The 26,075-nt window shown below is 68.6% G+C and carries 27 protein-coding genes; 15 read left to right on the forward strand and 12 right to left on the reverse strand.

The window, feature by feature from the left end; all coding sequences use genetic code 11:
* Positions 1 to 690 (reverse strand): signal peptidase I, encoded by a 690-nt coding sequence (lepB, locus tag KZC51_RS07200; protein ID WP_247629319.1) that lies wholly within the window; start codon positions 688 to 690, stop codon positions 1 to 3.
* 48 nt (positions 691 to 738) lie between these two features.
* Here lepB and KZC51_RS07205 point away from each other — a divergent pair, with 48 nt between their 5' ends.
* Complete coding sequence (locus tag KZC51_RS07205) at positions 739 to 1,809, forward strand: acyltransferase family protein (protein ID WP_247629320.1); 1,071 nt, start codon at positions 739 to 741, stop codon at positions 1,807 to 1,809.
* 11 nt (positions 1,810 to 1,820) lie between these two features.
* Here the strand turns inward: KZC51_RS07205 and KZC51_RS07210 are convergent, their stop codons facing one another.
* The 3 genes from KZC51_RS07210 to KZC51_RS17835 all read right to left on the reverse strand — a co-directional run bounded on the left by KZC51_RS07210 (position 1,821) and on the right by KZC51_RS17835 (position 4,497).
* A complete protein-coding gene (locus KZC51_RS07210) occupies positions 1,821 to 2,813 on the reverse strand; it encodes a MauE/DoxX family redox-associated membrane protein (RefSeq protein ID WP_247629321.1) in 993 nt (330 codons plus the stop codon).
* Between the two features lie 90 nt (positions 2,814 to 2,903).
* Positions 2,904 to 3,407 (reverse strand): hypothetical protein, encoded by a 504-nt coding sequence (locus KZC51_RS07215; protein WP_247629322.1) that lies wholly within the window; start codon positions 3,405 to 3,407, stop codon positions 2,904 to 2,906.
* 193 nt (positions 3,408 to 3,600) lie between these two features.
* Positions 3,601 to 4,497, reverse strand: a complete 897-nt coding sequence (locus KZC51_RS17835; protein WP_247629323.1) for a helix-turn-helix domain-containing protein — start codon at positions 4,495 to 4,497, stop codon at positions 3,601 to 3,603.
* Positions 4,498 to 4,955: 458 nt separating this feature from the next.
* Between KZC51_RS17835 and KZC51_RS07225 the strand changes: the two genes are divergently transcribed.
* The gene (locus KZC51_RS07225) at positions 4,956 to 6,053 is read left to right on the forward strand and encodes an ATP-binding protein (protein WP_247629324.1); all 1,098 of its coding nucleotides are present in this window, start codon (positions 4,956 to 4,958) and stop codon (positions 6,051 to 6,053) included.
* On the opposite strand, the gene KZC51_RS07230 is transcribed toward KZC51_RS07225, so the two are convergent.
* From KZC51_RS07230 to KZC51_RS07245, 4 genes are all read right to left on the reverse strand, one after another.
* Complete coding sequence (locus tag KZC51_RS07230; protein ID WP_247629325.1) at positions 6,044 to 7,504, reverse strand: tyrosine-protein kinase domain-containing protein; 1,461 nt, start codon at positions 7,502 to 7,504, stop codon at positions 6,044 to 6,046. The two genes, KZC51_RS07225 and KZC51_RS07230, sit on opposite strands and share 10 nt — an antisense overlap.
* 104 nt (positions 7,505 to 7,608) lie before the next feature.
* Entirely contained in the window at positions 7,609 to 8,352 is a 744-nt protein-coding gene (locus KZC51_RS07235; RefSeq protein WP_281731724.1) for an arsenate reductase/protein-tyrosine-phosphatase family protein, read from the reverse strand.
* Positions 8,349 to 8,813: a VanZ family protein gene (locus tag KZC51_RS07240; RefSeq protein ID WP_247629326.1), complete on the reverse strand. Its 465-nt coding sequence runs from the start codon at positions 8,811 to 8,813 to the stop codon at positions 8,349 to 8,351. Before KZC51_RS07240 ends, KZC51_RS07235 begins: the two co-directional genes overlap by 4 nt.
* Positions 8,814 to 8,872: 59 nt before the next feature.
* Positions 8,873 to 9,820: a Ppx/GppA phosphatase family protein gene (locus KZC51_RS07245; RefSeq protein ID WP_247629327.1), complete on the reverse strand. Its 948-nt coding sequence runs from the start codon at positions 9,818 to 9,820 to the stop codon at positions 8,873 to 8,875.
* A gap of 35 nt (positions 9,821 to 9,855) precedes the next feature.
* Here KZC51_RS07245 and coaA point away from each other — a divergent pair, with 35 nt between their 5' ends.
* The 10 genes from coaA to KZC51_RS07295 all read left to right on the forward strand — a co-directional run bounded on the left by coaA (position 9,856) and on the right by KZC51_RS07295 (position 18,885).
* A complete protein-coding gene (gene coaA, locus KZC51_RS07250) occupies positions 9,856 to 10,800 on the forward strand; it encodes a type I pantothenate kinase (RefSeq protein ID WP_247629328.1) in 945 nt (314 codons plus the stop codon).
* A 63-nt stretch (positions 10,801 to 10,863) separates the two neighbouring features.
* A complete protein-coding gene (glmS, locus tag KZC51_RS07255; protein ID WP_247629329.1) occupies positions 10,864 to 12,711 on the forward strand; it encodes a glutamine--fructose-6-phosphate transaminase (isomerizing) in 1,848 nt (615 codons plus the stop codon).
* A 146-nt stretch (positions 12,712 to 12,857) separates the two neighbouring features.
* Positions 12,858 to 13,217 (forward strand): holo-ACP synthase, encoded by a 360-nt coding sequence (locus tag KZC51_RS07260; protein WP_247629330.1) that lies wholly within the window; start codon positions 12,858 to 12,860, stop codon positions 13,215 to 13,217.
* Positions 13,214 to 14,320: an alanine racemase gene (gene alr, locus KZC51_RS07265; RefSeq protein WP_247629331.1), complete on the forward strand. Its 1,107-nt coding sequence runs from the start codon at positions 13,214 to 13,216 to the stop codon at positions 14,318 to 14,320. The genes KZC51_RS07260 and alr overlap by 4 nt, the downstream gene beginning before the upstream one ends.
* Positions 14,317 to 14,802 (forward strand): tRNA (adenosine(37)-N6)-threonylcarbamoyltransferase complex ATPase subunit type 1 TsaE, encoded by a 486-nt coding sequence (tsaE, locus tag KZC51_RS07270; protein ID WP_247629332.1) that lies wholly within the window; start codon positions 14,317 to 14,319, stop codon positions 14,800 to 14,802. Before alr ends, tsaE begins: the two co-directional genes overlap by 4 nt.
* A gap of 149 nt (positions 14,803 to 14,951) precedes the next feature.
* On the forward strand, positions 14,952 to 15,575 hold the full coding sequence (tsaB, locus tag KZC51_RS07275; protein WP_247629333.1) for a tRNA (adenosine(37)-N6)-threonylcarbamoyltransferase complex dimerization subunit type 1 TsaB: 624 nt from the start codon (positions 14,952 to 14,954) through the stop codon (positions 15,573 to 15,575).
* Positions 15,572 to 16,063: a ribosomal protein S18-alanine N-acetyltransferase gene (rimI, locus tag KZC51_RS07280; RefSeq protein ID WP_247629334.1), complete on the forward strand. Its 492-nt coding sequence runs from the start codon at positions 15,572 to 15,574 to the stop codon at positions 16,061 to 16,063. Before tsaB ends, rimI begins: the two co-directional genes overlap by 4 nt.
* Positions 16,060 to 17,127, forward strand: coding sequence for a tRNA (adenosine(37)-N6)-threonylcarbamoyltransferase complex transferase subunit TsaD (gene tsaD, locus KZC51_RS07285; RefSeq protein WP_247629335.1), 1,068 nt, complete (start codon positions 16,060 to 16,062; stop codon positions 17,125 to 17,127). The genes rimI and tsaD overlap by 4 nt, the downstream gene beginning before the upstream one ends.
* Positions 17,124 to 17,618: a hypothetical protein gene (locus tag KZC51_RS07290; RefSeq protein ID WP_247629336.1), complete on the forward strand. Its 495-nt coding sequence runs from the start codon at positions 17,124 to 17,126 to the stop codon at positions 17,616 to 17,618. Before tsaD ends, KZC51_RS07290 begins: the two co-directional genes overlap by 4 nt.
* A 4-nt stretch (positions 17,619 to 17,622) precedes the next feature.
* A complete protein-coding gene (locus tag KZC51_RS07295) occupies positions 17,623 to 18,885 on the forward strand; it encodes a hypothetical protein (RefSeq protein ID WP_247629337.1) in 1,263 nt (420 codons plus the stop codon).
* Positions 18,886 to 18,894: 9 nt separating this feature from the next.
* Here the strand turns inward: KZC51_RS07295 and KZC51_RS07300 are convergent, their stop codons facing one another.
* On the reverse strand, positions 18,895 to 20,112 hold the full coding sequence (locus tag KZC51_RS07300; protein ID WP_247629338.1) for a class I SAM-dependent methyltransferase: 1,218 nt from the start codon (positions 20,110 to 20,112) through the stop codon (positions 18,895 to 18,897).
* Between the two features lie 165 nt (positions 20,113 to 20,277).
* Between KZC51_RS07300 and groES the strand changes: the two genes are divergently transcribed.
* The 3 genes from groES to KZC51_RS07315 all read left to right on the forward strand — a co-directional run bounded on the left by groES (position 20,278) and on the right by KZC51_RS07315 (position 23,081).
* Positions 20,278 to 20,574: a co-chaperone GroES gene (gene groES / locus KZC51_RS07305; RefSeq protein WP_017203655.1), complete on the forward strand. Its 297-nt coding sequence runs from the start codon at positions 20,278 to 20,280 to the stop codon at positions 20,572 to 20,574.
* A 169-nt stretch (positions 20,575 to 20,743) separates the two neighbouring features.
* Entirely contained in the window at positions 20,744 to 21,679 is a 936-nt protein-coding gene (rarD, locus tag KZC51_RS07310) for an EamA family transporter RarD (protein WP_372491761.1), read from the forward strand.
* Between the two features lie 145 nt (positions 21,680 to 21,824).
* Positions 21,825 to 23,081 (forward strand): ABC transporter substrate-binding protein, encoded by a 1,257-nt coding sequence (locus KZC51_RS07315; RefSeq protein ID WP_247629339.1) that lies wholly within the window; start codon positions 21,825 to 21,827, stop codon positions 23,079 to 23,081.
* A 224-nt stretch (positions 23,082 to 23,305) separates the two neighbouring features.
* On the opposite strand, the gene KZC51_RS07320 is transcribed toward KZC51_RS07315, so the two are convergent.
* The 3 genes from KZC51_RS07320 to KZC51_RS07330 form a co-directional block, all read right to left on the reverse strand.
* The gene (locus KZC51_RS07320; RefSeq protein ID WP_247629340.1) at positions 23,306 to 24,064 is read right to left on the reverse strand and encodes an ABC transporter ATP-binding protein; all 759 of its coding nucleotides are present in this window, start codon (positions 24,062 to 24,064) and stop codon (positions 23,306 to 23,308) included.
* Positions 24,061 to 25,026, reverse strand: a complete 966-nt coding sequence (locus KZC51_RS07325) for an ABC transporter ATP-binding protein (RefSeq protein ID WP_247630604.1) — start codon at positions 25,024 to 25,026, stop codon at positions 24,061 to 24,063. The genes KZC51_RS07320 and KZC51_RS07325 overlap by 4 nt, the downstream gene beginning before the upstream one ends.
* A gap of 67 nt (positions 25,027 to 25,093) precedes the next feature.
* A complete protein-coding gene (locus KZC51_RS07330) occupies positions 25,094 to 26,071 on the reverse strand; it encodes a branched-chain amino acid ABC transporter permease (RefSeq protein ID WP_247629341.1) in 978 nt (325 codons plus the stop codon).
* Between the last annotated feature and the right edge of the window lie 4 nt (positions 26,072 to 26,075).

Below are 26,075 nucleotides of genomic sequence, written 5' to 3' on the forward strand. Positions count from 1 at the left end.
CTACGGCCCACCCCACCGACTGACCGGCCACAGGATCGCCCCGGCCTCGCCGAACACGTCGTCACGCGTCATCCAGCGGAAGCAGCTGTCGTCCGCTGTGGGGTTGCCCCGGCAGGGATAGGCGGAGTCCGCGGAGTTCGCGCGGTTGTCGCCGAGCACGAGGTAGGAGTCTTCCGGCACGGTGACGTCGGGGAAGCACCGTGTCGACACGGGCGTGGTGTCGCAGTCCAGCTCCCCGGCGACGTACGGCAGGTTCTCTGCGACGTAGGGCTCGTCGAGCGGTTCGCCGTCGACGAGCACCGATCCGTTCGCGTCACAGCACTCGACGGTCTGTCCGGGCCTCGCGATCACACGCTTGACGAGAACGTACGGGCGGATCCCCGTGGTCTCGCCGAGCCAGTGCAGGGCTGCGGAGACGGGGTTGCTGCTCACGGCGGGCTCGTCGCCCCAGTTCGCGTCCGGGCGGAAGACCACGATGTCACCAGGGGCGGGATCGGCCGCGACGTAGGCGAGGCGGTTCACGATCAACCGGTCTCCCGGCTGCAGCGTCGGTGCCATGGAGCTCGATGACGGCTGGCCGATGAAGGCGACCACCACGAGCGTGAGCGCGAGAGCGAGTCCGACATGGAACCATACGCTGCGGAACGGAGTGCGGCGCCGTCGAGGTTCCTCGGTGGTGGTCATCATCATGACGTTCTCCGGTCGCGCAGTCGGGGGCACACCCAATAGTGTCAAAGAATGGGTCGAGAAGCCGACGTCGAGATGCAGCGCTCCGCCTCGGCCCCTGTCTCTCGGTCGGGGGCCAGGCTCCTGATCCCCGACGTGCTCCGCGGTATCGCGATCGTGGCGATGGTCATCGCCCATGCCGCCCCATTCGTGCCCTCGCGTCCGGGAGCGGTCTCGTTCGTCATCTCCATGTTCAGCGAGATGGCTTCCCCCTTGTTCGCGCTGGTGATGGGCCTGTCGGCGCAGCTGGTCTGGAGTCGGCATCCTCAGGTGGGGATCACGCTCCTGCAGCAAGTTCTGCGGGGCTTGTTCCTGATCGCTCTCGGTGTGTGGATGGCCACCTGGGGTTCCTGGGTGGCGGTCATCCTCGCGTACCTCGGTGTGCTGATCATCATCGGTGCCCCGATCCTGCTCGCGCGGACCCCCGTGGTGATCGTGATCTCGGCGGTCCTGCTCGTCGCCAGCCAGCCGCTGGTGGCGGCCGCTCGTGGTTGGATCTGGGTCTACACCGCCCCCGAGCCGATCCGGGAGCTGATGACCTGGATCTTCCTCGGGCCGCAGTACCGTGTGGTCAATCTGCTGCCGTTCTTCCTGCTCGGCGCTCTGCTCGTCCGACACGGATTCCGCAGGGATGCGGTGCTGTGGACGATGGCGGGCATCGCACCGGTCGCCTACCTCACCTGGGGCCTCATGGCCTTCACAGACCTGGTGCCCACCCAGTCGGGCAACTACACCGATACGGCGCGCGACATCGGGTTGGTGTTCGCCGCGTACGTCCTGGTCGTCCTCGCCGCGACCACGAAGCCGGGCGGTGCCCGGCGCTTCTGGGACGCCGTCTTCCTGCCGCTACGCGCGTGCGGCCAGATGGCACTGTCGCTCTATTTGCTGCATGTCGCACTCATCGCGCTCTGGAACAATGCCTACGGCCGCCCTGCGGAGAACCTCTACCTGGGCTGGCTCGTGATCGTGCCAGGGATGATCGTGGTGGGGTGGATGTGGTGGCGCTTCGTCGGCACCGGTCCGGTGGAATGGGTCATGGGATGGCTCACCGGGCGTCCGAAACCGGTGCGTCGCTCCGCCTAGTGGACAGCGCTTCAGGCCGTCGCCTCGTCTGCGACGGCGACGATGCTGCCGACCAACTGACCGATCTCCTCGGAACCCCGTGCGAGAGGACCGGCCTGGGCTCCGTCCGTGCCGATCAGTGCGGCGACCGGGCGCGCGGCGCCGATCTCGAGCGCTCCGCCCAGCGAACCGCCGATATCGAGCGCGAAGTGAGCCGCGGCGGGCAGCGGGTGCGTCGGCAGTGCTGCCATGGGGCCGCTGGAAGCGCGCTGGATGACGTAGATCTCGACCAGCGACGCGAGGGCGTCCTGGGCGTGGATGACCGTGTCGAGGGCCGTCGCACAGGCATGGCACCCCGGTGAGACGAACAGCAGCAGGCGCCCCCGGACCCCTGGCGCGAGAACGTCGACGACCTCTGGGCCGGCGGGGACGAGCACGGCGCCATCGCTGCGCGCGATCGCGGAGGGCGACGACGGAGCGGATGAGGAGGTCCGAGCGATCGACCAGACGCCGAGCGCGATGAGGGTCGCCGCCGCGAGCGCGCCGATCGAGCCGTTCCCCGCCGATCCTGAGCCCAGTAGGAGGGGCACACCTGTGGATCGACCGGTGACGGCGAGCAGGAGCAGAGCCGGGGCGAACAGCAGGAATGCCACGGACGCCAGCACTGCGTTGCGGAAGATCAGCCGGGGGCCGATCGCGGCAGGGAGCCATGCGCCGAAGCAGCCGCAGTCCTCCGTTGCCCCCAAGCGATACGCGCGGATCACCGCGATCAGGAGTCCTCCGGCGAGGAGGAGTGCCGCACCGGCGGCGGCGACGAAGAGCCAGCCCGTCGTCACGACCAGCGCGACGGCGACGAGGGCTTCGAGAAGGATGAGCGCCGTGGACGCGGCCTCTGTGCGGGCGATGGGGATCCGCAGCGCGTCTAAGGCCGCGCGGCCGCGATCGGGAGCGCGGAGCTTGCCGACCGCGCTCATGGCGAAGATCACGGCGAGGAACACCGCCGCAGGGAGGAGGAACGCGCTCATGTCATCATCATCCTGGATAGCGAGAGCGGTCGAGCTCCGTGGAGCCCGACCGCTCTCGCTGGCCCGCAGGCGCGGGTCGTGCGAGGTGGATCAGGATGCGGAGCAGAGCACCAGCGTCGAGTTGACGGAGCCCGTGGTCTTCGCTCCGGTGCCGATGTAGTCGGCAGGAAGGGTGACCACTTCGTTGAGCGTGAACGCCACGGAGATCGACAGCGTGGTGCGGAAGGCGATCGTCGCTCCCGCGGGAAGCGCGGACGTCAGCGTGATCAGACGGCTCGTGTTCGAGAGAGCCGTGACGCTGGCGGTGCCGCCGGTGACGCTGAACACGCCGATGTTGGCGACCCCGCTACCGGTGATGGTGATCGTGGTTCCGATAGGCAGCGGGGCGGTGGCGCTCGCGGTGAGCGTGAAACCGGGGCCGAGGACGCCGAGAACGCCACATGTGCCGGCGGTTGTGAAGGCTCCGACGTCGGCCACCGATGCGGCTGCGAGCGGCGTCGCGACGGCGGCGGCGATGACGGGGACGGACCAGGCCGCGCCCTTCACGACGGTGCGGCGCGAGAAGCCCTTTTCCTTCTGGATCTCTTCGGTCATTCGAGTGCTCTCCCTCTTATGCAGATGCGGTTCCCCGCTGTGTCATGAAGAGGCGACACGTTCGTCTGCATCCCCCAGGAGCCTCTTCGTGACCTCAAGCTAGGTCTGAGGACGGGGGCGGGAGCATCGTTCTGAAGAACTCGGCGCAGTGTGCGCTCAACCTGCGCGCACTGTGCTCTTTCGCGGGGTCGGGTTACGCGCGACGCGCTGCCCGAAGGGCGCGCGGGGTCGTCTCGTAGGCCTCGTCGAGGGCCCGACGCAGACTCATCGGAGAGTTGAATCCGGCGCGTTGCGCGATCTGCTCGATGCTGAGCACGTCGAAGCGGCTGTCCACGAGGAGCGAATGGGCGAGACGCGCCCGCTGACGACGGATCTCCCCGGCGACGCTGTTGCCCGACTCGGAGAACACCAGCTGCAGCTGCCGCAGAGAGGACTGCACCTCGTGCGCGACGCGCGCAGGGTTGAGGGTGGGGTCGCCGCATTGCTGGGCGATCACGGCGATGGCACGCTCCCGCAGCACGGTGTGCGGTGAGCCCTGTCCCGTCGTTGCACCGATCCGATCGAGCAGTACGGCACCGCTCATCTCCATCACGAGTTGCTCGATGGCATACTGCTCGATCGCGGATGCGCGGCTCTCCCCGTCCAGCAGGCTGCCCATGAACCGCTGCATGGAGGAGTCGAGAAGTCGTCGATCCGAGTAGGTGACCACCTCGGGCGGGAGCGCGGGGACGAATGACGCGATGGCGCTGCGGGGGACGAGTGCGGCGACGAACCGCCATGCGCCTGACCAGCGCAGTCGGCGTGTGAGCCCCTGTGGGGCGATGACGAGACCGCCCTCGGTCTCGACCCAGGGCTCGTCGCCGAGTTTCGACCAGAGGGCCTGTGACTCCACGAACGCGAACACCGAGTGCTCGGGGTACGCGGACACGGTATCGACGTGGAGCTCAGCTGTCGAACCGTTGAGGCCGAGCAGCAGAACCCCGCCCGCGGTGCGCTCCCGCGAGCGAAGACCCGGGCGGTCGCCGATCCGACGGATGCCGTGTCGAGACAGTTCCCTGTCGTCGATCAGGCGGGAATCTGAGTGATCCACGTAGCCCTCTCCCTCCAGGTATCGACGTGCGCGCTCGCCGTCAGGCGGTGACAGAGGACTCCGGAGTGCCGATACCCAGCTCCTGACTGTGAGCGCTCCCACGGCTCTCTTGCTGGACTGAACGTCGATTCAGTTCTGATTCTGAGGCGGGCGGTAGATGCTGTCAACGACTTCGTCACCGGGCGTTTCGTGGAGGCGGTGTCGTTCATGTCGCGTTCTCCGAGTGAGTCTGTGTCGCAGGTTCGAGATGTCGTGGTGAAACGACACGATTCCGTCTGCATCCCCCAGGAGCTTCACCTGCGGCTCACGTTAGGGCGGACCCCGCCGCAGAGTGCGCCGAACTCGAGAACAGCGCGCAGTGTGCGTGAAATCTGCGCGAATTGTGCTCGTTGCCGTGCGCGGCGGCGGAGCGCGTGCGTGGGTGAGGAGTGAGACGGTTGCTGGCTAGGCTGAGGGGCATGTCTGATCGCTTCCTCGTCAGCGCGGTCGGCGCGGTGATCGCCGTCGACTCCGCCTCGCGCGGCGGCTCCTTCCAGCGGCGTGCGCGAGACGCCTGGAGCGATGCGCTGATCGACGGAGAAGCCGACGAGGACGCGGTGGTCACCGTGCGCGACACCGTCAGCGACGATGAGGCGCTGTCGCTGCTGTCGACGGATATCACCCTCGCGGCGCTCTCGCATCGGCAGGGTGATCAGCTCTGGATGCTCCACGCTGCGGGCCTCGCCGAGGAGTCCGGCCGGGTGGTCGTGCTGAGTGCGGCGTCAGGCACCGGAAAGACGACGGCCGCGCGACATCTCTCCCGCGACTATGCGTATGTGAGCGACGAGACGATCGCGATCGACGGCACCGGTGCTGTGCTTCCCTATCGCAAGCCGCTGTCGATCATCGATCCCCAGGCCGCGCACAAGGTGCAGACCGCGCTGTCGAGCATCGATGGCGGCCGCGCGTTGCCCGCCAGCCTCAGAGTCGCGAAGATCGTCGTGCTCGACCGGAGTCCCGACGGTCCGCTCGAGCCGGTGCTGGAGGAGCTGGACACGGCGACTGCGCTCGAGCTGCTGGCGCCGCAGACCAGCTATCTCGCCCACATACCGGAGCCGCTGCAGCTCATCGACGCGCTGCTGACGGCGACGGGGGGCGCGGTGCGGCTGCGCTACCGTGAGATCTCCACTGTGGACGCGGCCATCGGCACCCTGATCGCGACGGAACCCGCGGCGGTCTCACGGATCTCGCCTGTGGGCGCGGCGAACACTGCGCCTGCGATCGCCCCGCGCGAAGGAGGGTTCGCGCGGGCGGATGCGGTCGACGCGCTGGATCTGAGGGACGGTCGACTCGCGGTGCTCCGGCGCTCGCGGGAGGGAGGGCTCGTGAGCATCCTCGATGGCATCGGTCCCGCGATCTGGGGCGCGGCGAACGCCACCGGCCTCGACGAGATCGTGCGTGCCGTGGTCGCCGCGCACGGCACGCCGGACAGGGTCGACGCGGCGCAGGCCGTCGCCTCCGCCGCTCAGCACCTCGTCGACGAGGGACTGCTGCAGCGGTTCCCGGCTCAGGCCTGAGCGCCTCGGCGGCGCACGCCGGGTTCTGCGGACGTGGTCGCCCCGCTCTCCGTGTCGGGCTCCCGGCCGTAACGCTCGTAGGCCCCGTAGTATTCGCGGCCGTAGTAGGCCGACTCGGCACCCTTGCGAGGAACCTTGTTCAGCACCACGCCCAGCACGCGCCCAGTGGTTCGCTCGATGGCGCCGATCGCCCGCTGCAGCATGTCGAAGGTCGTCTTGCCGGAGGACACGACCACCAGCACACCATCCGCTCCGGCAGCCAGCACGGCCGCATCCGTGACCGGAAGCACGGGCGGAGAGTCGAGGATCACGATCGCCGACTTGCTGATGTCGGCCAGGAAGTCGCGCATGCGGTGCGAGCCGAGCAGTTCGCTCGGGTTCGGTGGAATGCGCCCCGCTCCGAGCACGGCCAGCGGCACGTCGCCGCTGGGACGGTGCGCGACATCCTGAAGCTCGGCCCGTCCGGCGAGGATGTCGGTCAGACCGACGTCGCGGGAGATGCCGAAGATGTCGGCGATCACCGGGCGGCGGAGGTCGCAGTCGATCAGGATCGCCCACTGGCCGGCAGCGGCGAGGCTGGAGGCCAGGTTGACGGCCACCGTCGATTTTCCGTCGCCGGGAACGGAGCTGGTGACGACGATGATGCGCGGAGGGTTGTCGACATCGATGAACTGCAGGTTCGTGCGCAGTTCGCGCATCGACTCGATCGTGTGATGCGAGACACCGTGCTGCGTGTCCAGCGAGAAGTCGATGATCTGACGCTCGCCGTTCATCGACTTCTCCAACGGGAGAGTTCCGATGACGGAGATTCCGGTCTCACGTTCGATGTCTCGCGGGTGTCGGATGCGACGGTCCACCGTGTGCCGCACGAACGCGTAGATCAGTCCCAGGGCCAGACCGGCGAGAGCACCGATGATCAGGTTCAGTCGCGTGTTGGGGGAGGACGGACTCGTGGGCAGCCGGGCCGAATCGCCCACGATCAGGCTTACGGCCGCCGGTGTCGACTCGGTACCGCCCTCGAGCTTCTCGATCTCGACGGCCATTCCGCGCATCCACGCTTCGGCGAGATCCTGGGCGGACTGCGGCGTCGCGCCGGTCGCTGTGACTTTCAGTGCTGTCGTGTCAGCGGGGTTGGTCACGGTGACCCGAGCCACCAGGGACTCGGGGGTGGCGTCGAGGTCGAGGTCATCGATCGCGTGCTCGGCAACGGCGCGCCAAGAGCCGAGATTGAGGTACGACTTCACCCGGCTCTGCGCGAGCTGGTTACCGACGAGTGCGCTGCCGGACGTGCCGTCACCGCCGACCGCCGTCACGATACCCGTCGTATCGGCCGCATAGACGCGTGGCTGCAGCGCGCTCCATCCGAACGCGACGCCCGCGCCGAGCACGGTCGCTACCAGGATCACGACCCAGTGCGCACGAAGTATCCGGAAGTAGTCGCTCAGTTCCACCTGTGATTCCCCTCACATCTCCCGAGGACTCACTCACGGGAAGGCATTGAGAAAGAGCATACGGGGCTGGGCTCGCAGCCGAGTGCGCGAAGTGCCGTGCGTCGTCAGACGAGAGCGGCTCTGACGACGCGTTCCACCTCATCGATAGCCGGGAGCAGCTGTTCCGCGGAGGCTTCGTACGTCGCCTGTGACCGGCGATAGGGGTCGACCACATCGTCGTCCTCGGCTGCCGCGAGTGTGAGGCCGCGCTGGTCGCCGAGCACCCGCAACGCGGCCCCGAGCCGTGCGCGCGGGTCGGAACCGGCGGCATCGGCCACCGTGCGCACCACGTCGTCGGTCAGAGTCGTAGCCAGGCGTGCGAACTCACGGGCGGTGAAGGTCTGGCGCAGCCGGCTCGGCATCATCTGCACCGCGTGCGAACGGTGCTCTCGTGCCATCGTGAGCACCAGATCGGACTCCGCGAGCATCGGCTCGACCAGGTACCGTGCCGCGTGACCGGCGGCAGTCGACGGGGCTGCCCCGGACCGCACCGCGATCTCCTGGGCCTGCGGCGTCATTCCCTGGCCGACCATCGCGTGCGTGCCGGCGCTGTGCACCCGCACCCCCAGCTGCTCGAGGCGCGCGCGCAGCAGCACCTCGGCGAGCGGGGAGCGGCAGATGTTCCCCGTGCACACCGTGAGGATCGTGGGCGTGCTCGCGACAGCGGCGGACGCCGCGCCGCCGAGAAGGTCGGCGAGCGACTCGGGCGCGGCGGTGCGCGATGCCGGAGACGACGCGGCGTTGGTTCGCGCCCGCCATTCACGGCGGCTCACGCCGGGAGGTGGGCCGTCGCCGAAGGGGCTGCTCATGCCTCCACCGTAGAGGCTCGGAGTCGTCGGCCGGCGTGACTCATCTGCAGCACGGCATGCAGGGCAAGGCAGCCGATGACGGTCCCCAGCGTGTTCGCCACGACATCCGAGATCGCGGGCACGCGACTGGGGAGCAGCGTCTGGACGAGCTCGATCGTGGCGCTGGTCGCATAGCCGATGAGGATGATGAGCCACGGGCTCGTGCGGGGCCATGCTGCGGCGAGCAGCAACCCGAAGGGGACGAACAGGGCGATGTTGGCGAGGAACTCGAACACCGTGTAGCTGGTCGACAGTGCGATCCCGAAGTTCTCCGACACGAAGCGGGCGATGCGGAAGGCGAGTCCGGTCACCCGCCCGGCGACGGACGCGGGCAGCCACACGATCAGGGCGACACCGAGCACGTACGGAACGAGGAGTGTACGAGCGAGCATCGCGACGGTCGGGGTGCGAGGCGCGGGCATGATCCGAGCCTAGGGCGCGAGCCTGAGCATCCGATCAAGGCCCGACGCCCTCGTCGCGGTCAGCTTCCCTGCGAGCCGCTCCAGTTCAGCTGCTCGATGTAACGCAGCAGCACACCTTCGCGCAGAGCCCACGGCGACACCTCGAGCTCCTCCACCTGCAACGCGGTCATCGCCGCGTGCAACGACACCGCGGCGGCGACGATCTGGAACGTGCGGTCGGGAGTGATGCCGGGGAGCTCCTGGCGGGCTGACGCCGGGAGCCTCGCCAGCCGGGGGATCCACGACCCGAGCGATGCCCGGGGGAGGAGCATCCGCTCGGAGCCCGACCATCCGGGAGCCGGATAGCCGACGAGCCGGGCGAGGGAACGGATCGCCTTCGACGAGCCCACCACGTGGTCGGGGCGGGGGAGAGCGGTGAACTGCGGCAGTACCGCGGCGAGGGTCGCGGCGGCGTGCACGCGCAGTCGCTCGACGTCATCTTCTCCCGGCGGGTCATGCGGGAGGAACTGCACGGTCATCCGACCAGCGCCGAGCGGCACCGACGCTGCGGCATCCGGCAGCTCCTCGCCGCCGGCGGCGATCTCCAGCGAGCCGCCTCCGATGTCCAGCAGCAGCAGGCGACCTGCCGACCAGCCGAACCAGCGCCGTACGGCGAGGAACGTCAGCTCCGCCTCGGTCTCGCCGTCGAGCACCTGCAACGGCTGCCCCAGCGCGGCCTCGATACGGGCGATCACCTCTGTACCGTTTCTGGCGTCGCGGACGGCGCTCGTGGCGGTGGCGAGGAGAGCATCGACGCGCTCCTCGTCCGCCACGCGGCGGGCCTGGGCGACGGCGGCCTCGAGTGCGACGACGCCCTCTTCGGAGATCGCCCCGTCGGGTGTCAGGTAGCGCATCAGACGCAGCACCGTCCGATCACTCGTCGTCGCCAGCGGTCGGCCACCAGGACGGACGTCGGCCGCGAGCATATGGACGGTGTTCGATCCGATGTCGAGGACTCCCAAGCGCACGGAACGACACTACTCGTCCCCGATACGATGTATTCGTGACCGCCGCCGACCCCACACTCCCGTTGTCTCCGTACCGGGAGATCGGACGAGCGGAGTGGGCGCGCCTGGCAGCCGACCTCGACCAGCCCCTGAGCGAGACCGAGGTCGTCGAGGTCCGCGGTATCGGCGACCGGTTGAGCATGACCGAGGTCCGCGAGGTCTACCTCCCGCTGAGCCGGCTGCTGAGCCTCTACGCGACCTCGACCAAGCGGCTGGGCGCGGCCACGAGCGCCTTCCTTCAGGAGGACGACACGACGACGCCGTTCGTCGTCGGCGTCGCCGGATCCGTCGCCGTGGGCAAGTCGACGATCGCGCGTCTGCTGCGCGAGCTGATGAGCCGCTGGCCCGGCACGCCCCGGGTCGAGCTCGTCACCACGGACGGATTCCTGTACTCCAACGCGGAGCTCGAGCGCCGAGGGCTCATGGAGCGCAAGGGGTTCCCGGAGTCCTATGACCGCCGCGCGCTGCTCGAGTTCCTCACGGAGGTGAAGAGCGGTGCCGCAGAGGTGCGCGCTCCCTTCTACTCCCACATGCGGTACGACATCGTTCCCGACGCCCACGTCGTGGTCCGTCGTCCCGACGTCGTGATCGTCGAGGGGCTGAACGTGCTGCAGCCGCCGCCCGCGCCGAACGACGTGGCGGTGAGCGATCTGTTCGACTTCTCGATCTTCGTCGACGCCGACACCACGCACATCGAGAAGTGGTACGTGGACCGCTTCCTCGCGCTACGACAGGGAGCGTTCAGCAACCCCTCCTCGTACTTCAACGTGTTCGCGCACCTGACGGATGAGGAGGCGATCACCACGGCCCTCGGTTACTGGAACGAGATCAACATGCCCAACCTCGTCGAGAACGTGATGCCGACCAAGCACCGCGCACGGTTGGTTCTCCGCAAGGGCAGCGATCACGACGTGGAGAGCGTGCTGCTGCGCAAGCTCTGAGGTCCCCGGCACGCGCCCTATTGTTCGGACGGCTCGCAAAAAATGCGCCGTACTCTTGATCTCATGTGTGGAATCGTCGGATACGTGGGCCCGCGCCCCAGCCAGGACATCCTTCTCGCCGGGCTCGCCCGCCTCGAGTACCGCGGATATGACTCCGCCGGCGTCGCTGTCATCGACGGCGACGGTGCGCTGGGGATGCGTAAGAAGGCGGGGAAGCTCGCCGTGCTGCGCGACTCGCTCTCCGACGCTCCCCTCGCCGACGGCTCGACCGGCATCGGCCACACCCGGTGGGCCACCCACGGCGGTCCCACCGATGTCAACGCGCATCCGCACCTCGCCGACGACGACAAGCTGGCCGTGATCCACAACGGCATCATCGAGAACTTCTCGGCCTTGCGCGCAGAGCTCCTCGCTGACGGGGTCGTGTTCCGCAGCGAGACCGACACCGAGGTCGCAGCGGCACTGCTCGGCCGTGCCTACGCCGACAACGGTGGAGATCTGCAGCTCGCGTTCCGCAGCATCGTGAACCGGCTCGAGGGCGCATTCACGCTGCTCGCGATGCACCAGGACCACCCGGGCCTCGTCGTGGGCGCTCGCCGCAACTCCCCGCTCGTGATCGGTCTGGGCGACGGCGAGAACTTCCTCGGTTCCGATGTCGCCGCGTTCGTCGAGCACACGCGCAAGGCGCTCGCGATCGGCCAGGACCAGATCGTGTCGATCACCCCGGACGCGGTCACGGTCACCGACTTCGCCGGTACACCGGTCCAGCCAGAGCCTTTCGACGTCTCCTGGAACGCCGCTGCCGCCGAGAAGGGTGGATGGTCGAGTTTCATGGCCAAGGAGGTCGCCGAGCAGCCTGAGGCCGTCGCGAACACCGTCCGCGGTCGTATCCAGGGCGGCCAGGTCGTCATCCCCGAGCTCGACGGTCTCGACGAGCTGTTCGTGGGCATCAACCGCGTCATCATCACTGCCTGCGGGACGGCGTCGTATGCTGCGCTGGTCGGCAAGTACGCGATCGAGCAGTGGGCCCGCGTCGCAGTCGACGTCGAGCTGGCGCACGAGTTCCGCTACCGCGATCCGGTGATCGGGGCCGACACGCTCGTCGTCTCGATCAGCCAGTCCGGCGAGACCATGGACACGCTCATGGCCGTCAAGTACGCCCGCGAGCGCGGTGCGCGCACCCTTTCGGTGTGCAATACGCAGGGGGCCACCATCCCGCGCGAGTCGGATGCGGTCGTCTACACGCACGCCGGTCCTGAGGTCGCCGTGGCATCCACCAAGGCGTTCTCGGCGCAGATCACGGCACTCCTGCTCCTCGGCCTGCACATGGGTCGTGTGCGCGGAGCGATCGCCGATGCATCCGTCGACGTCGCCGAGCTCGCGGCGCTCCCGGAGAAGATCGCCAAGGTGCTCGAGAGCGAGCAGGAGCACGTCACAGAGCTCGCCGGCTGGATGGCCGACACCCGCTCCGTGCTGTTCCTCGGCCGCCACGTGGGCTACCCGATCGCGCTCGAGGGTGCGCTCAAGCTCAAGGAGATCTCCTACATCCACGCCGAGGGCTTCGCCGCCGGCGAGCTCAAGCATGGCCCGATCGCGCTCATCGAGCCCGGACAGCCGGTCTTCGTCCTCGTGCCCTCGCCGCGTCACTCGGCGCTGGTGCACTCCAAGGTCGTCTCGAACATCCAGGAGATCCGCGCCCGCGGCGCTCGGGTGATCGTGATCGCCGAAGAGGGCGACGCCGCGGTGCTGCCGTTCGCCGACGAGGTCATCCGCATCCCGCTCGCCGGTGCGATGTTCGAGCCGCTGTTGGCGGTCGTCCCGCTGCAGATCTTCGCGATGGCGCTCGCCACCGCCAAGGGGCTCGACGTCGATCAGCCGCGCAACCTCGCGAAGTCCGTCACGGTCGAGTAGGCTCTCCCGCTCGATCGCCGAGCGCACGACGACGTGCCGAGTGCACGGCATCCTGGCGTGAGGATGCCGTGCACTCGGCGGTTTCCATTGCACTCGGTGCGGGCGTCTGCCGCAGTCGGGTCTCAGCGCGCGGGTAGGCTGAACGGGTGATCATCGGGACCGGCATCGACCTCGTGGACATCCCGCGGTTCGAGCGGACGCTCGAGCGGACGCCGCGCCTCCTGGAGCGGCTCTTCGCACCGTCGGAGCGTGGTCTGCGCCTCCCGTCGCTCGCTGCCCGGTATGCCGCGAAAGAGGCGCTGATCAAGACTCTCGGCGGCTCGGACGGCGTGCACTGGACCGAGATCGAGATCGCCTCCGAACCGTCAGGGCGTCCGCACTTCGTGCTCTCCGGATCGACCGCGCAGGTGATCGAGGAGCGCGGCATCACCCGGCTGCACCTGACCATGTCCCACGATGCGGGGCTCGCCACCGCGTTCGTCGTCGCTGAAGGAGCACCGCTGTGACCGTCCCGTTCCGTGAGGCGACCATCGATCTCGATGCGATCGCCGACAACGTGCGCCATTTCCGCCGCCTCACCGGCGTCGAGGTGATCGCCGTCGTCAAGGCCAACGCCTATGGCCACGGGGCGGCGGCATCGGCCGTCGCGGCTCTCTCCGGGGGAGCGACAAGGCTCGGCGTGGCCGAGATCCCCGAGGCGCTCGAGCTGCGTCGACAGGGGATCACCGCACCGATCATGGCCTGGCTGCACGCGCCGGGGGAGACGTTCGCGCAGGCGGCCGCGGAGAACATCGAGCTCGGTATCTCCTCGTTCGACCAGTTGGAGGCCGCCGCACGTGTGGCCAGCGTCGATCGTCCGGTCGGAGTGCATCTGAAGTTCGAGACCGGCCTCTCGCGCAACGGCATCGCTCCGGCGGACTGGCGTCGGGTGCTGGCGGAGGCGGCGCGCCTGGAACGGATCGGACGGCTGCGCGTCGTCGGACTCTTCAGCCACCTCTCGAACACCTCGCTCGATGACGACCGCGCGGCGCTGGCGAAGTTCGAGGAGGGCGTTGCCGCCGCGGCCTCGTTCGGCATCCGGCCCGAGATCCGCCACATCTCCGCCACCGCGGCCGCCATCGACAGGCCCGAGATGCGGCTGGATGCCGTCCGTGTCGGCGTCGGGATCTACGGCCTCTCGCCCTTCGACGACCGCACCTCCGCCGAACTCGGACTGCGTCCGGCGATGACACTGCGTGCGGCGGTCGCCGCTGTGCGCCGAGTTCCTGCCGGTACCGGGGTCTCGTACGGCTACGACCACCGCACCGATCGCGACACGACGCTCGTGCTCGTGCCCCTCGGATACGCCGACGGGGTCCCGCGGCATGCCTCGGGAAAGCTGCCGGTCAGCATCGCCGGACGCCGCTTCACCAATGTCGGACGCATCGCGATGGATCAGTTCCTGGTCGACGTCGGCGACACCCCGGTGTCGATCGGCGATGAAGTCGTGCTGTTCGGCGACCCCACGCTGGGCGTGCCCTCGGCGGCGGACTGGGCCGAGGCGGCGAGCACGATCAACTACGAGATCGTCACGCGCATCGGCGCACGAGTGCCCCGGAAGTCGTCATGAGCCTGGACCCCTCGTTTCTGGGCCGCTCGGAGATCGCGACCTCCGACGCCATGGAACAGCTCGGTCGGCGCATCGGCGAGCAGCTGGAGGCCGGGGACCTGCTGATCCTGACCGGGCCGCTCGGTGCCGGCAAGACGACCTTCACCCGCGGCCTGGCGGAGGGACTCGGCGTGCGGGGGCCGGTGCAGAGCCCGACCTTCGTGATCGCCCGAACGCATCCGTCACTGGTCGGCAGGGCGCCGCTGGTGCACGTCGACGCGTATCGGCTGGGCACCGGCGCAGAGCTCGACGACCTCGACCTCGACCTCGTGCGCTCTGTCGTGGTGATCGAGTGGGGCCGTGGCATGGCCGAGGACCTCGCGGACTCCTGGTGGGATATCGAGCTGGAGCGTCCGGTCGGCGCGTCCGGTCACGACATTGAGCCCTCCGAGCTGGATTCCGATGCCCCGCGCATCGTGACCATCACGCGCGGCGCGCGCTGAGCACCGCACACGGCTGCGACCACGTCATCCCCGAGCGCCCGGAGGTTCACAACTCCTCGAGAACGGCGCCTCGGTCGGTCGAATCGGGTCGTGGCGACGATCACACGTACCGACTCTGAGGAGTTGTGAACGCCGACTACCCTGGAAGGGTGATCCTCGCCGTCGACACTTCTCTGGGAACAGCCGTCGCTGTCGTCGACCCCGACGGCTCTTCACGCTCCGAAGCCGCGGCGGTCGACCCGCTCGGACATGCCGAGGTCATCGGCGACCTGCTCGTGCGCGCGCTGGACGGCGCGGGCTCCGCGGAGATCAGTCACATCGTCGCCGGCATGGGGCCAGGACCGTTCACCGGCCTTCGCATCGGCATCGCCGCTGCCCGCGCGTTCGCTCTGGGACGTGGCATCCCGGTCGTCCCTGTCCCCAGCCACTACGCGGCCGCGCTCACTGCGATCGAGACAGACGGCGTCGAGGGCCCGTTCGCGGTCGTGACAGATGCGCGCCGCCGCGAGGTCGCGATCTCGGTCTTCGACGGGATGGATGCAGACGGCATCCCGCACCTCATCGCCGCCACGTCGCTCGTGCCGCAGGCCGAGGCCGATGAGTTTCTCGCCGGCATCCGTCGGGTCGATGTCGCGACGCTCTCGGCAGCCGACCTCGCTCGGGTCGGCGCCAAGGCTCTGGCCGCGGGGCGCGAGCTCGGCGATTCCGAGCCCCTCTACCTGCGCCAGCCCGACGTGCGCGTCCCCGGCGTGCCCAAGCGGGTGGGCTCATGACGCTCCGGGTGGCGACACCGGCCGACCTCGACGCGATCATGCTCATCGAGAACCGCTCGTTCCCGAGCGATGCGTGGAGCGCCGACAGCATGGCGGCCGAGCTCGCCAGCCCGCACGGCCGCTACCTGGTGGACGAGCACGACGGGGTCGTCATCGGCTACGGCGGGGTGCGCGCCCTGCGGGGGAGCGCTGACGCCGACATCCAGACCATCGCACTCGACGCGGAGCACCGTGGCAGCGGTCGGGGTCGTGCGCTGCTGCGCGCGCTCCTGGACGCAGCGGCGGAGCGCGGCGCACGCGAGGTGTTCCTCGAGGTGCGCGCCGACAATCCGACGGCGGAGGGACTCTACCTCTCGGAGGGATTCCAGGAGATCGGTCGCCGCCCGCACTACTATCAGCCGGACGACGTCGACGCGATCATCATGCGCCTCGACCTCCGACGCCGCACGACGGCATCGACCGCGCCGACCGAGGAGGCGAACGCATGAGCGAGCCGCTGGTGCTGGGGATCGAGACCAGCTGCGACGAGACCGGGATCGGCGTCGTGCGCGGTCGGACGCTGCTGTCCAACACGATCGCCTCGAGCATGGACGAGCACGCCCGCTACGGGGGCGTCGTGCCGGAGGTGGCGGCTCGCGCGCACCTGGAGGCGCTGCAGCCGTCGATCGAGGCCGCGCTCGCCGAGGCGGGCGTGGGACTCGACGATCTCGATGCCGTGGCTGTGACCAGTGGCCCCGGTCTCGCGGGAGCGCTCATGGTCGGGGTCGGGGCAGCGAAGGGCCTCGCCGTCTCGCTCGGCAAGCCGCTGTATGCCGTGAACCATCTGGTCGGCCACATCGCAGCCGACATCCTCACGGCCGACTCCGAGCCCCTCGAATACCCGACGATCGCCCTCCTGGTATCGGGCGGTCACACGTCGTTGCTGCACGTGCGCGACCTGACCACCGATGTCGAACTGCTCGGCGAGACCATGGACGACGCCGCCGGGGAGGCGTTCGACAAGGTCGCGCGTCTGCTCTCTCTGCCGTACCCCGGGGGCCCCGAGATCGACCGGGCGGCGCTCGATGGAGACCCGGACGCCATCCGGTTCCCGCGCGGACTCTCGCGGGCGTCCGATCTGGCGAAGCACCGCTACGACTTCTCGTTCTCCGGGCTCAAGACGGCCGTCGCGCGATGGGTGGAGCGGTGCGAGGCCGACGGCGTCGAGGTGCCCGTCGCCGATGTCGCCGCCAGCTTCCGCGAAGCGGTGGTCGACGTGCTCGTGGCCAAGGCGCTCGCGGCATGCGCCGACCTCGGCGTTCCTCGCCTGCTCCTCGGCGGGGGAGTCATCGCCAACCGTCGCTTGCGCGATGTCGCCCTGGAGCGCGCCGCAGCCGCGGGAGTGACCGTACGCATTCCGCCGCTCTCGCTCTGCACGGACAACGGTGCGATGATCGCGGCGCTCGCGGCGGAGTTGATCTCGGCGGGTCGGCAGCCGTCCACGCTCGCGTTCGGCGCGGACTCGACGCTCCCGGTGACCGAGATCCAGGTCGGCGAGGCGGTGCGGGCATGACCGATCCGCACGCAGACCCCGTGCGCGAACCCGCCGCGGATGCCGCCTCCACGCCCACGAGCATCGATCGACCGAGCGATGAGGTGGAGCGCCCCGTAGGCGATGCACGGCTGCCCGGCGCGCGGCGTGACGGCTATACCAAGCTTCCGACGGGACCGGTCGGGATCGAACCTGTCGTGGCCACCGGTCCGGCGATCGACAACGACTCGGAGACCGGGTGGGAGCCGTCGACCGGGGCGACCGGCGTCGATGACGCCCGGTTGGCGCCCTGGGCCTTGCTCGCCGCGATCGTCGCCCTCGTGGCGTCGTTCTTCGTCGGCTGGGGAGTGCCGCTCGCGATCGTCGCCGTGATCGCGTCGATCATGTCTCTGCGTCGCCCGGTCGAGAGCCGCGCGATCGCGCGATGGGCGCTCGTGCTGAGTCTCTGCGCCACGGTGTACAGCCTGGGCTGGCTGGTGTGGGCGGCCATGCAGTTCGAGAGGCTGGGATAGGCGGATGCCTGATGACGACGAGGTCATCGAGCTGCGGGCCCTGCAGGCGCGTGCCTATGGGCGCGGCGGTGGACTGACCGCGGCGGAGGCCGAGCGCCTGGATCGGCTGACGCGGCGCCGGCCCCAACAGTCGGGCGCGGAGACCACTGCGACGCCGCAGGCTCCGGCCACGGCGGCGCACGACGGCGAGCCTGTCGCCGTCGGCGAAACGCTCGCCGACACCACGGTCATCCAGGAGCAGGCCGAGCGTTCCGGTCAGGACATCGCCGCGGGGTTCGCGGAACGGTCCGATGACCGCGCTGCGGTGCCACCCGAGCGCGCTGTCGCCGGGCGTGGTCACTCCGTCGGCGCACGCGCGCTCCTGCGGGGGCAGTGGCGCGTCGTCACCGTGGCCGCTGTCGTGCTGCTCGCGATCGGCGTCGGTGCGGGGTGGGCGCTGTTCGGAACCCGGAGCGACGACATCCCCCTCACCGACGAGCAGCAGCAGCGCAGGGCGGAGCTCTCCGAGAAGGGTGGGTACGACGAGGGCTCGGTGCGTGCCATCGGTCAGGACGATGACGCACTGGTCTGGTATGGCACCAGGAACGACGGCGAGAACGTGTGCCTCGTGCTCGACGTCGGCGCGGAGACCGGCCAGTCCTGTCAGCACAGTGGCGACCTGAGCACGGGTGTCTTCGGATTATCGGCCGTGACGACGATCCCAGGCGAGGGAGATTCGTCGTCGAACACCGTCATGGCGTACCTGATGTACTCCACCTCGGGTGTGCCGCTCGTGAGCATCCAGCGCTGGGACGAATCCGGTCTCTTCCTCGCGCAGTTCGCCGGCGAGGAGCGGGAGCGCGCGAAGGAGCTGGTCGACGGAGAGCAGGCCATGAACCTCACCATCGTCGGCTACTTCCGCGACGCACCGGTCTGGCTCATCGACCGCTGGAGCGGCAACGGCTCGGAGACCTGCCTCATCGTCGACGGGGCGGCGGGCCAATCGACCTGCCGCCCGAGCGAGGATGCCCTGTCCGACGGCATCGCCGTGTACGTGTCGGATGACGAGGTCGTGCCCGGTCGGGAGATCGACGCCTCCACGATCTGGAGTCTGGAGGTCGGCTACACGCCGAACCAGACGCCGTACCTCACGATCATCCGCGATCCGGAATCGATCTCGGTGTCCACGGACGGTGAGATGTGGTTCGACGGCTCGGCGTCCGGCCTCGGCGGCGACGACGGCGACTCGATCGACGTGGTCCCGCCGTCCAGCGACGCGAAAGGTTGAGCAGCCTCCCTATGCGGCCGGCGGCACCCGGTCGGCGAGGATGGCGCGGCGCTGGTCGCCGATCCTGGTGAGGATCAGCGTGGCGCTGCGATCGCCGCGCAGCGTGAGCTTCTTGCGGAACGCCGCCGGGTCGACATCGACTCCGCGCTTCTTGATCTCCAGGCTGCCGATGCCCTCGGACTTCAGCACCGCGCTGATCGCCTTCGGGTTCGCCGACATGGTCTCGCGCACGCGGAACGTCTGCACGAACGGGCTGGTGACCGCGGCGTCCGACGTGAGGTAGGCGATCCGCGGGTCGAGCATCCCGGCGTCCAGACTCCGCGCGACGTCACCGATCAGGCGCGCACGGATCACGGCGCCGTCCGGCTCGTGGAGGAAGGAGCCGAGTTCGCGCGCCGGTGCGTCCTCGGCGTCGGCGCCCGCCGTCAGCTCGTACGACTGGTCACCGCGCATGACCAGCGCCGCGCGCCGGATACCGGGGCGCGCCAGTACTCCTGTCCAGACCACGAGCTCGACGACGCTGCCGTCGGCGCTCACCCATTGCGCTTCCGCGTCGGCCGGCAGGGCGTCGCGATCGTGCGCCGGTCCCAGCTTGATGCCGGTCGGCACGCGGGCGGCGAGGTCGAACGCCCAGTCCAGCGAGGGGGAGTAGTCGTCGGCCGAGACGCGGCGGGTCTCGCTGTGCCCCGAGGTGCGGCGTGCGGGATCCATCCACACCGCGCCGCTGCTCGAGAGGTCGGCGTCCTCTGCCGTGCTGTGCCGCACGACGGTTCCGGAGTCCGCGCCATCGACAGGACCGAACGGCGCAAGGTTGTACGCGGCGATCGCGGCGGTGACCTCGTCAGCGTCGACGGCGAGCACGTCGAGGCCCGCCCCGGCGAAGGCGAGCGCGTCACCGCCGATGCCGCAGCCGAGATCGGCGACGCTCGTGATGCCGGCGCGCCGGATGCGCTGCGCGTGACGCACCGCGACCGGCAGACGGGTGGCCTGCTCGAGCCCGGCGCGGGTGAACAGCATCCGCGCGGCGAACGCACCGAACTTCGCGGTCGCCTTCGCACGCAGATGCGCCTGGCCGACCACCGCCGACACCAGGGCGGGGGAGTGGCCGGCGGCGCGCAGCCGAGACACGGCGCGTGCCACCTCGGCGGTGGAGTCGATCGGGCCGAGCCCGTCGAGCAGCTCCAGACCGTCGGGGGTCAGCAGGGCCTGCAGTTCGGACATCTCCACATGCCCAGCCTAGGCCGCGGGCGCCGCGGTGGAGGTGCTGCGCACGATGCGGATTGGCACTCGCATTGCATGAGTGCCAGCGGAGCGCATAGACTGGATTAGCACTCTCGGGTTGAGAGTGCGAACAAGTCTTTCGTGTCAGCGTCAAGAAAGAAGAGGTAGACCGTGTCGGTTTCCATCAAGCCGCTCGAGGACCGCATCGTCATCAAGCAGGTCGAGGCCGAGCAGACCACCGCGAGTGGCCTGGTCATCCCCGACACCGCCAAGGAGAAGCCCCAGGAGGGCGAGGTCGTGGCGGTCGGCCCCGGTCGCATCGACGACAACGGCAACCGTGTTCCGCTCGACGTCGCCGTGGGCGACCGCGTGCTCTACAGCAAGTACGGCGGCACCGAGGTGAAGTTCGGCGCAGACGAGTTCCTCGTCCTGTCGGCCCGCGACGTCCTCGCGGTCGTCGTTCGCTGAATCAGCGTTCCTCGAAGGGGCTCGGGTGCTACGGCGCCCGGGCCCCTTCTGCATGTCCGGATGGCGACGGCAGAGCGCGCTCGGACACGCACCATCCGTTTCCTGCCAAACTCTCGGCGCTCTCCCTCCCGCGCATCGGAGGGGTTCGCCGCGGGCATAGGGTTGTGCGGTGACTCCCGACACGACCACGCGCGCGACACAGATGGCCGGGGTCGGATTCGCCGGAGCCGCCTACCTGCTCTGGGGCGTCCTTCCTCTCTACTTCGTCCTCCTCAAGCCCACCGGGCCGTGGGAGGTCGTGGCGTGGCGGGTGCTGCTCTCGTTCGTGTTCTGCCTCGTGCTGCTCACGGTGATGCGGGGCTGGGGCGCCTTCCGCGCGATCATCCGTCAGCCGAAGCTGCTGGGGTGGACAGCGTTGGCGGGCCTGCTGATCTACGTCAACTGGCAGGCGTTCCTCATCGGCACCCTGACCGACAACGTGGTCGAGACCAGCCTCGGCTACTTCATCAATCCGATCACCACCGTGCTCCTCGGAGTGTTCGTGCTGGGAGAGCGCATCCGCCGACTCCAATGGGCCGCCATCGCGATCTCTGCTGTCGCTGTCGCCGTGATCGTGGTCGCGCACGGCTCGATCCCGTGGATCGCGCTCTCGCTGACGGCCTCCTTCGGCCTCTACGGCCTCATCAAGAAGAAGATCGGGCCAGCGGTCGACGCGGTCAGCGGGCTGACCCTCGAGTCGTTCTGGCTGATCCCGATCGCGATCGTGCAGTTGATCATCGTGGCGCAGACCCCAGGGGGCCTCACGATGGGCACCCAGGGCGTCTGGCATGCGACCCTGCTCGCGCTGGCGGGCGTGGCCACGGCGGTGCCGCTGCTGCTCTTCGCCGCGGGCACCAGGCGCGTGAACCTCACCGTGATCGGGATGATCCAGTTCCTCACCCCGGTGATGCAGTTCATCATCGGGGTCGCCGTGCTGCACGAGCCGATGCCGGCGGAGCGCTGGGCGGGGTTCATCATCGTCTGGATCGCCATCACGGTCTTCGTCGTCGACCTGCTGCTCGCCGCCCGTCGCGGTCGCCGGATAGCGCAGGCAGCACCCGTCTGATCCCAGGTCGCAGAGTGCGGGGAACGCGGTGTCGGATCGTTAACGCACCGAGATACTTGCGACCCCTGTGCGCGTGTCTCACACCCTAGGGTTAGAGCACCCGACCGTGGTCTCGATCCACGTTCAGTTACGCAAGGGAGCACCAATGAACGCATTGAAGGGTTCGCGTACCGCGAAGGTCTTCGCAGGAATCGCGCTGCTCAGCGCGTCCGCCGTCGTCGTCGCCGGCTGTAGCAGCACGCCATCCGACGGAGGTACGGATAGCGGCAAGCCGGCTGCCGACCTCACTCTCAAGCTCGGCTCGCTGCTGCCCCAGACGGGGTCGCTGGCATTCCTCGGCCCGCCCATGGAGTCCGGCGTCGGGCTGGCCGTACAGGAGGTCAACGAGGCGAAAGCCGGCATCACGATCGACCTGACCGCGGAGGATGAAGGCGACACCGACACGAAGGCGTACGAGACGTCGATCACCAAGCTGCAGGGCGCTGGTGTCTCCGCGATCGTCGGCGCTGCCGCATCCGGTGTCTCCAAGCTGATCCTCGACGGCAACGTGAGCGCGGGCATCCTCCAGATCTCGGCTTCGAACACGTCTCCCGACTTCACCACGTGGGATGACGACGGACTGTACTTCCGCACCGCCCCCAGCGACCTGCTGCAGGGTGAGGTGCTCGGCAACCTGATCGCCGAGGACGGCGCCAAGACGCTCGGCATCATCTACCAGAACGACGCCTACGGCACCGGCCTGTTCGACGCCATCAAGACGACGTTCGAGGGCACCGGCGGCGAGGTCGTCGCAGACGCATCGTTCAACGTCGGTGACGCGCAGTTCGACGCACAGGTCGAGACCATCAAGGCGCAGAACCCCGACGCGGTCGCGATCGTGTCGTTCGACCAGTTCAAGACCATCGCGCCGCTGCTGGTCAACGCCGGCATCTCGGCCGACAAGTTCTACATGGTCGACGGCAACCTGTCCGACTACGGCGACGAGATCCCGGTCTCGCTCGAAGGCGCGCAGGGCACGAAGGCGGGCCCCGTTCTCGAGGACGACTTCACCGACCGCCTCCAGGCGTACTGGACGGGTGAGGGCAACGCCGAGGTCAAGGACTTCACGTACGCGGCTGAGGCATACGACGCCGTCGTGCTCGTCGCTCTGGCATCTCTCGCTGCCGGTTCGACCGAGGGTGCCGACATCGCCGCCAAGATGCAGGAGATCTCGGGTGGTTCCGGAGACGGTGAGAAGTGCACCAGCTTCGCCGACTGCGCCAAGATCATCAACGATGGCGGCACGGCCGATTACGACGGCTACTCCGGCGAGGTCACGTTCGACGAGAACGGCGACCCGCAGGGTGCCACGATCGGCATCTACAAGTACGGCGCGGACAACATGATCTCCCGCACCAACTGATCACACGATCCGATCATCTGATCAGATCACAAGCGAAGGCCCCGGATGCAGCATCCGGGGCCTTCGTCGTGTGCGGGCCCTTCGACGGGCTCAGGGACCCGGGGTGGGTCGGGACTGGGCTGAGCGCCGTGGGTGCTCCACCCCGATGGGGCGCTGAGCGTGTCGAAGCGCCCGGTACAGAAGAGGGGCGGATGCCGCAGCACCCGCCCCTCTTCGAGAACCGCTCAGGCGGCGTCCGTGCCCAGGGTGCCGAGGTACAGGCCGATGACCTTGGGATCGTTCAGCAGGTCGCGTCCGCTGCCCTCGTAGGCGTCCTTGCCCTGATCGAGCACGTAACCGCGGTCGCAGATCTGCAGGCAGCGCCGCGCGTTCTGCTCGACCATGATGGTCGTCACCCCGGCCTTGTTGATATCGGAGACGCGGATGAAGGCGTCGTCCTGCCGCACGGGGGAGAGGCCGGCTGACGGCTCGTCCAGGAGCAGCACGGACGGATCCATCATGAGCGCTCGTGACATCGCCACCATCTGCCGCTCGCCACCGGACAACGAGCCCGCGCGCTGCTTCAGACGCTTGCCGAGTTCGGCGAAGATCCCGGTCACGAACTCCAAGCGCTCCGTGTAGATCTTGGGGTTCTGGTAGAGCCCCATCTGCAGGTTCTCCTCGATGGAGAGCGACGGGAAGACGTTGTTCGTCTGCGGGACGAAGGCGACCCCGCGCTTGACGAGCTTGTCGGCCTTGAGTCCGACGATGCTCTCGCCGTTCACCGTGATGTCGCCGCTGCGCACGTTCACGAGTCCGAAGATGGATTTCAGGAGCGTCGACTTGCCGGCGCCGTTGGGGCCGATGATGCCGATCAGCTCGCCCTGACGGGCGACCAGGTTCGCACCGTTGAGGATGTTCACGCCGGGGAGGTACCCGGCATGGACGTCTTTCAGCTCGACGACGATGTCGTCGGCTGCGGGGGCCGGTGTGTCCGCATTCATGCGTTGCCCTTCTCGTCGGGGTCGACGGTGCTCGTCGCTTCGAGCTCCGCCTCGGCCTCTGCTTCGATCTTCTCGCGGAGTCGGCGGGCGGCGTCGTTCTCGATCACGGGGATGCGACCGGTCACGGCACCGAGGTCGACGTCCTGATGGGCGCCGAGATAGGCGTCGATGACCGCAGGGTCCTCCATGACCTCGTCGGGCGGTCCCTCCGCGACGACGCGGCCCTCCGCCATCACCACGACCCAGTCCGCGATGTGGCGGACCATGTGCATGTCGTGCTCGACGAACAGCACCGTCATGCCCAGACCCTTGAGGTCGAGGATGTGGTCGAGCAGCGACTGGGTGAGCGCGGGGTTGACGCCGGCCATCGGCTCGTCGAGCATCACCAGGGTCGGATCGCTCATGAGCGCGCGTGCCATCTCGAGCAGCTTGCGCTGACCGCCGGAGAGCGAGGCGGCGAAGTCCTTCTCCTTGGCGTCGAGCTTGAACCGGGCGAGCAGTTCGCGCGCCTTCTCCTCGATCTCGGTGTCCTGCGTGCGCCACAGGAAGGGGAACAGGCTCGACCAGAACTTCTCACCGCGCTGGTGGGGAGCTCCGAGCTTCATGTTCTCGAGCACGGTGAGCAGCGACAACGACTTGGTGAGCTGGAACGTGCGCACCTGACCCATGCGGGCGACCTTGAACGACGGGACACCCGAGAGATTCGTGCCGTCGAACGACCACGTGCCGCTGTTGGGCTTGTCGAATCCGCAGAGCAGGTTGAACAGGGTGGTCTTGCCGGCGCCGTTCGGGCCGATCAGCGCCGTGATCGCTCCGCGCGGGATCTCGAGGTGATCGACGTCGACGGCGGTCAGACCTCCGAAGCGCCGCTGCACGGCGTCGACGATCAGGATCGGATCGACCTTGGCGACGCCGGGCTTCACTTCTCCTTTGGTCAGGCCGGTGGTCTTCGGACGCCGGATGCTCCCCGTCGTGGGTGCGACGGCCGGCGCCCCCTCTGCGGAGGCGGGGGCGGATTCGGGATTCAGTTCATTTGACAAAGGTCATCTCCCTCTTGTCTCCGAGGATGCCCTGGGGGCGGAAGATCACGAGCAGCATGAGCGCGATGCCGACGAAGATGAACACCAGTGTCGACGCCTGGCTGTCGGACATCGGCAGGATGCCGGCCTTGGCCATCGACGGAAGCAGGTTCGCCATGAACGCGAACACGACCCAGAAGAGGATCGCGCCCAGCGTCGGACCGAACACGGTGGCGGCACCGCCGAGGAGCAGGACCGTCCACAGGAAGAAGGTCAGCGAGGTCGAGTAGCTGCCGGGGACCACCGCAGAGGGGAGGACGAACACGATCCCCCCGGCCGCTCCGATCACGCCACCGACGACGAGAGCTTGCATCTTGTAGGCGAAGACGTTCTTGCCGAGCGAGCGGACGGCGTCCTCATCCTCGCGGATGCCCTTGAGCACGCGGCCCCAGGGGCTGCGCATGAGCGACCACACCAGCAGAATCGCCACGAGCAGCACGATCAGGCCGAACACACGGTTCCACAGGTCGTTCGCGCTGTAGGTCCACGGGCCGAAGCCGTAGGTGCCAGGCGGGAACGGGTTCGCGTCGCGGAAGCCGCCGTTGTACTGCGCGAGTCCGTCGGCCGAGTTGGTGAACTCGTCGAAGACCTGCGTCGTGAACAGCAGACGCACGATCTCACCGGCGGCGATGGTGGCGATGGCCAGATAGTCGGCGCGCAGTCGCAGCGTCGGGATGCCGAGCAGCACCGCGAACAGGGCGCCCCCGAGCAGGCCGATCAGCATGCCGATCCACCAGGGCAGACCGAAACTCAGCACGGAGATGGCGTAGCCGTAACCGCCGATGGCCATGAAGGCCGCCATGCCGAAGTTGAGCAGTCCGGCGTATCCGAAGTGCACGGCGAGTCCGGTGGCCGCCAGAGCGTAGGCCAGCGTGACCGGGCTGAAGAGGTAGACGGCGGTGTTGGAGAAGATGCTTCCGAAGTCCATGGTG

This window comes from Microbacterium croceum (assembly GCF_023091245.1).
Taxonomy (GTDB): Bacteria; Actinomycetota; Actinomycetes; order Actinomycetales; family Microbacteriaceae; genus Microbacterium; species Microbacterium croceum.